This window comes from Kytococcus sp. HMSC28H12, assembly GCF_001816045.1.
GTDB lineage: Bacteria > Actinomycetota > Actinomycetes > Actinomycetales > Dermatophilaceae > Kytococcus > Kytococcus schroeteri.
Genome location: NZ_KV824438.1, coordinates 1 through 747, shown reverse-complemented (window position 1 = coordinate 747; position 747 = coordinate 1). Strand labels below are relative to the sequence as shown.

Sequence of the window (747 nt, the reverse complement as noted above, 5' to 3'; positions counted from 1 at the left end):
CGAGGCGCTGCCGGTGCTCACGCGGGCCAGCGCCTGCCCCATCGTCACCGCCCCCACCTCCCGGGCGCCGGCGCGGTCGGCGAGCAGCTCCACCAGCAGCTCCACCTCGGCCAGGGCCCGCGGGTGGCGCAACGGGGCGGGCACGGCGGCGTCCATGACGCTGAAGAACTCGCGCACCAGGTCGTGGCGGCGGCGCAGGTGCTCGCGCTCGTGGCAGTACACCCCGTGCAGCTGGAGCTGGCTCAGCCCCTCCACCACCGGGCGCGACATCACGATGCGGGCGCGGCGCCCCGGCAGGCACCAGGCCACGGGGGCGTCGGCGTCGATGACGCGCAGCCGGTCGCGCACGCCGTGGCGGGGGTCGAGCAGGTCCACGGCCTCGCGGTGGCGGCGGCGCAGGGCGCGCAGGTCCGTGCCCACCAGGTGGGCGGCCAGCAGCAGCCGGGCCACGAGCACCGCCGAGAGCAGGGCCGCGCCCACCACCACACCGGGGTGCACGCCGTCGTCGGTGGTGAACAGGCCACCGAACTCGTGGGCGGCCACCAGGGGCAGCAGCACGATGGAGGCCAGGCCGCCGACGGCGCTGCCCTGCCACAGCAGGAGCCCCGCGGCTGGGGTGGCGCGGAGGCCGGTGAGCAGGGGGAGCAGGACGGGGGTGCCCAGGGTGAGCAGCACGGCCAGTGCTGCGAGCACCAGGGTGGGGGACATCGCACGCATGCTACGACGCCGTGCACCCCGGGGTGCACG

At 77.0% G+C, this 747-nt stretch carries 1 protein-coding gene; it reads right to left on the bottom strand.

From position 1 onward, the window contains the following. Positions 1–708, bottom strand: a 708-nt coding sequence (locus HMPREF3099_RS05860; RefSeq protein WP_070705133.1) for a M56 family metallopeptidase, incomplete at its 3' end; no start/stop codon positions are given. Between the last annotated feature and the right edge of the window lie 39 nt (positions 709–747).